This is a genomic window from Protofrankia sp. CiP1_Cm_nod1, assembly GCF_920888515.1.
In the GTDB taxonomy this organism is placed as follows: domain Bacteria; phylum Actinomycetota; class Actinomycetes; order Frankiales; family Frankiaceae; genus Protofrankia.
This window is the reverse complement of record NZ_CAKKTM010000197.1, coordinates 1-4,562: the sequence shown is the minus strand read 5'-3', so window position 1 is coordinate 4,562 and position 4,562 is coordinate 1. Positions and strand designations below refer to the sequence as shown.

General features: G+C 73.2%; 1 protein-coding gene. It reads left to right on the top strand.

Annotated elements, in window-relative coordinates; genetic code table 11:
* Positions 1-629, top strand: a 629-nt coding sequence (locus tag NBX02_RS09180) for a phosphopantetheine-binding protein (RefSeq protein ID WP_250290905.1), incomplete at its 5' end; no start/stop codon positions are given.
* Positions 630-4,562: the final 3,933 nt, after the last annotated feature.

The following is a 4,562-nucleotide window of genomic DNA, read 5'->3' as shown; positions in this document are numbered from 1 at the left end:
GGCTGCTGCCCGCGCGGCGTCCCGGGCCGCGCCCGGACGAGGACACGCCGCGGTCGCTGCGCCGGCGGCTGGCCGCCCTGCCCGGCCCCGAACAGCACCGGCTGCTGCTGGACCTGCTGCGCGTGCACACCGCCGCCGTGCTCGGGCACGGCAGCACCGACGGCGTCGACACGACGGTCGGCTTCCTGGAGGCCGGGTTCGACTCGCTGACCGCCGTCGAGCTGCGCAACCAGCTCACCACGGCCACCGGCCTGCGGCTGCCGACGACGCTGCTGTTCGACCATCCCACTCCGGCGCTGCTGGCCGAGCACCTGCGCGCCCGCATACTCGACGACGGCACGGGCGGCGCGGCCGACCAGGGCGGTACTGCCGGTGACCCGGGTGGTGCCGGGGCGTCGGCGGCGTCCCCGCCCGTGCTCGCCGCGCTCTCCCGGCTGGAGCCGGCGCTGGCGACGGTGGCGACGGACAGCACCGTCCGCACCGCCGTGATCACACGTCTCAGGGACGTGCTGGCGGCATGGACGGCCGCCGACGAGCCGGGCCCGGACGGCGTCGACGTGGCGGACAGGCTTCGCGCGGCCACCGCCGAGGAGGTGTTCGACTTCATCGACAACCAGATCCAGATCTAGCAGATCCAGATCCAGATCCAGCACACCGGTCAGGTAACGCGGAATCCGTTCCGGAATCCGTCCCGGAATCGATCGCATGATCGAATCATGAGTGTGGGGGAGCAAGCAGTCGCCATGGCAGCCGTTTCCGCGTTCGAAGGTTTTCTCGGAACCCTTTCCACGTGATCTGGATCATTTCATTGCCGTGGGGCGGAGAATCGTTACGGAGGCCGCCCGGAAAGTTCTGCACAACCCTCTTGTTTTCCTGAGTTCCTGATCAGAACAGGATGTGCGCGCATCTGATCGGTGATCTTGGACATGTCGGATGGATCTTCGATCGCGTGGATCGGCGGCCTGGCGGACCGGGTCCGTCGGTGCGATTTCCCGAATTTGTGAAGGTGATACACATGACCGAGGAACAGCGGCTGCTGGACTACCTGAAGCGGGTCACGGCCCAGTTGCACGAGGTCCGGTCGCGGTTGCGCGCGGTGGAGGAGGCGGCAGCCGAGCCGGTGGCGATCGTGGGGATGGCGTGTCGTTTCCCGGGGGGTGTGTCGTCGCCGGAGGAGCTGTGGGAGCTGGTGGCGCGTGGTGGTGACGCCGTTTCGGGTTTCCCGGTGGACCGGGGGTGGGATGTGGACGCGCTCTACGATCCCGATCGGGGGGTGCCGGGGAAGACGTATGTGCGGGAGGGTGGTTTCCTGCACGACGCGGCCGATTTCGACGCGGGATTCTTCGGGATATCACCCCGGGAGGCGCTCGCGATCGACCCGCAGCAGCGGCTGCTGCTGGAGAGCGCGTGGGAGGTCTTCGAGCGGGCCGGCATCGACCCGGTGACGCTGCGGGGCAGCCACACCGGCGTGTTCGCCGGCGTCATGTACCACGACTACGCCGCCGGGCTGCGGGAAGTACCCGAGGAGGTGGAGGGCTACCTGAAGCTGGGCACCCTCGCCGCGGTCATGTCCGGCCGGATCTCCTACCTGCTGGGCTTCCACGGCCCGACGGTCACGGTGGACACGGCGTGCTCGTCGTCGCTGGTGGCGCTGCACCTGGCCTGCCAGGCGCTGCGGCGCAACGAGTGCTCGCTGGCGCTGGCCGGCGGCGCCACGGTGATGTACGCCCCGGGCACCTTCACCGATTTCAGCCGGCAGGGCGCGCTCGCCCCGGACGGCCGCTGCAAGCCCTTCGCCGCCCAGGCCGACGGTTTCGGCGCCGGTGAGGGGGTGGGGATGCTGCTGTTGGAGCGGCTGTCGGACGCGCGGCGTAACGGGCATCCGGTGCTGGCGGTGGTGCGGGGGTCGGCGGTGAACTCCGACGGCGCCAGCAGCGGGCTGACGGCGCCGAACGGGCCGGCGCAGCAGCGGCTGATCCGGCAGGCGCTCGCCGACGCGCAGGTGGCGGCGGACGAGGTGGACGTGGTGGAGGCGCACGGTACGGGGACGAAGCTGGGGGACCCGATCGAGGCGCAGGCGCTGCTGGCGACCTACGGCCAGGGCCGGCCGGCGGACCGTCCGCTGTGGCTGGGATCGGTGAAGTCCAACCTCGGGCACACCCAGGCCGCCGCCGGCGTCGCCGGTGTGATCAAAATGGTGCTGGCGATGCGGCACGGGGTGCTGCCGCCCACCCTGCACGTCGACCAGCCGTCCCCGCACGTGGACTGGTCGTCCGGGGCGGTGCGGCTGCTGACCGAGGCGGTTTCCTGGCCGCAGCCGGCCGGGCGGCCCCGGCGGGCCGCGGTCTCCTCCTTCGCCGTCAGCGGCACCATCTCCCACGCGGTCCTGGAGCAGGCCCCGCCCGGTGACGACCGGGCCCGCCCCGACGGGCAGCCGGCCCTCGGCGCGTCCCCGGGCAGCGGCACGCCCGGCGACACCGGCCACCCGGGGGACACCAGCGCGCTCACGGGCACCAGCACGCCCGGAGAGGTCAGGGAGGTCCCGGCCGCCGGGAACATCACGAATACCGTGGACGCCCCGGACGCCGGGCAGGCCGGGCAGGCCGCGGGTACCGGGCAGGCCGGGAGCGCAAACGGAGATATCGGAGATATCGGGGACGCCGGCACGCCGCCGGTGGCGTCGGCTCCCGCGGTGCTGCCGTTCGTGCTGTCGGCGCGGTCGGCCGGTGCCCTGCGTGACCAGGCTCTGCGGCTGGCCGCCCACCTCGACGCCCGTCCCGGCCCCGGCCCGGCCGCCGTGGCGTGGTCGCTGGCCACGGCCCGGTCGCGCTTCGAGCACCGGGCCGTGGTACTGGCGGCGGACCGTCCCCGCCTGGCCGCCGGTCTCACCGCGCTGGCCCGTGGCGAGGTGGCCGACCACGTTGTCCAGGGCATCGCCGGTGGCGACCGGAGGATCGCCTTCGTCTTTCCCGGCCAGGGCTCCCAGTGGGCCGGGATGGCCGCGCCGCTGCTGGGCTCCTCCCCGGTGTTCGCCGAGCGGATGGCGGCGTGCGCCGCCGCCCTGGCCGGGCACGTCGACTTCTCACCCGTCGATGTGCTACGCGGCGAGCCGGGCGCGCCCGGCCTGGACCGGGTCGACGTGGTGCAGCCCGTCCTGTTCGCGGTGATGGTCTCCCTGGCCGCGCTCTGGCGGTCCTACGGCGTCCGGCCGCACGCCGTCGTCGGGCACAGCCAGGGCGAGATCGCCGCTGCCTGCGTGGCCGGCGCGCTGTCGCTGCCCGACGCCGCCAGGATCGTGGCGCTGCGCAGCAGGGCGCTGCTCGCGCTCGCCGGCCGGGGCACGATGGCCTCGGTGTCGCTGCCGTCCACCGAACTGGACGAACGCCTGGCCGCATGGGACGGGCGCATCTCGGTAGCCGCCAGGAACAGCCCGCGTTCGGCGGTCGTCTCCGGTGACCCCGATGCGGTGCGGGAACTGCTCGCCCGGTGCGAGGCGGAGGGGACGTGGGCCCGGGAGATCCCGGTCGACTACGCCTCGCACTCGGTGGCCGTCGAGGGGATCCGGCAGCGGCTGCTCACCGAGCTGGCCGGGGTCACCCCCCGCGCCGGCGACATCCCCTTCTGCTCGGCCGTGACCGGGGACCTGCTCGACACCGGCGCGCTCGACGCCGGCTACTGGTACCGCAACCTGCGCGACACCGTCCACTTCGAGCAGGCGACGCGGACGCTGCTGCGGCACGGCTACGACATCCTCATCGAGATCAGTCCGCATCCGGTGCTGACCATCGCCCTGGAGGAGACCGCGCGGGAAACCGGCCACGACGCCGTCGTGCTGTCCTCGCTGCGGCGCGGCGAGGGCGGGGCCGAACGCCTGCTGGCGTCGGTGTCGGAGGCACATGTCCACGGGGCGCCGCTGGACTGGCCCGCCGTTCTCGGCGGCGGCGTACCGGCCGATCCGGTGGACCTGCCCACCTATGCCTTCCAGCGGCAGCGGTACTGGCTGCGTCCCGCCCCGGCGTCCGCACCGGTCGCGTCGGCGGCGTCCGCACCGGTCGTGCCGTCGTTCTCGCCGCGCATTCCGGCGCCGTCACCTCCGGTGGACGCCCCGAAAGGCGCAGGCGGCAGCGACGCCGGTGACAACGGCGCGGGAAGCACCGGCACGGACGGCGGCACGACCGCCGGGGAGGACGGCGTCCCGCCGCTGGCACGGCGGCTGGCCGGGCTGACAACGGCCGATCAGGACCGTCTCCTGCTGGGGCTGGTGCGCGCCGAGGCCGCGAGCATCCTGCGTTATCCGCGGCCGGACCTGCTGGAGGTGGGCCGGGCCTTCCGCGACCTCGGTTTCGACTCGTTGACCGCGGTGCAGATGCGCAACCGGCTGGGCGCGCTGACCGGGCTGCGCCTACCCCCCACCGTGGTGTTCGACCATCCCACTCCGGTCGCGCTCGCCCGGCTGCTGCGCGCCGAACTGCTCCGCGGTGAGCCGGCGCCGGACGGCAACCGCCGTGGCGGCGGCCATGGCAAGCCCTGTCTCTTATACACATCTGACGCTGCCGACGACT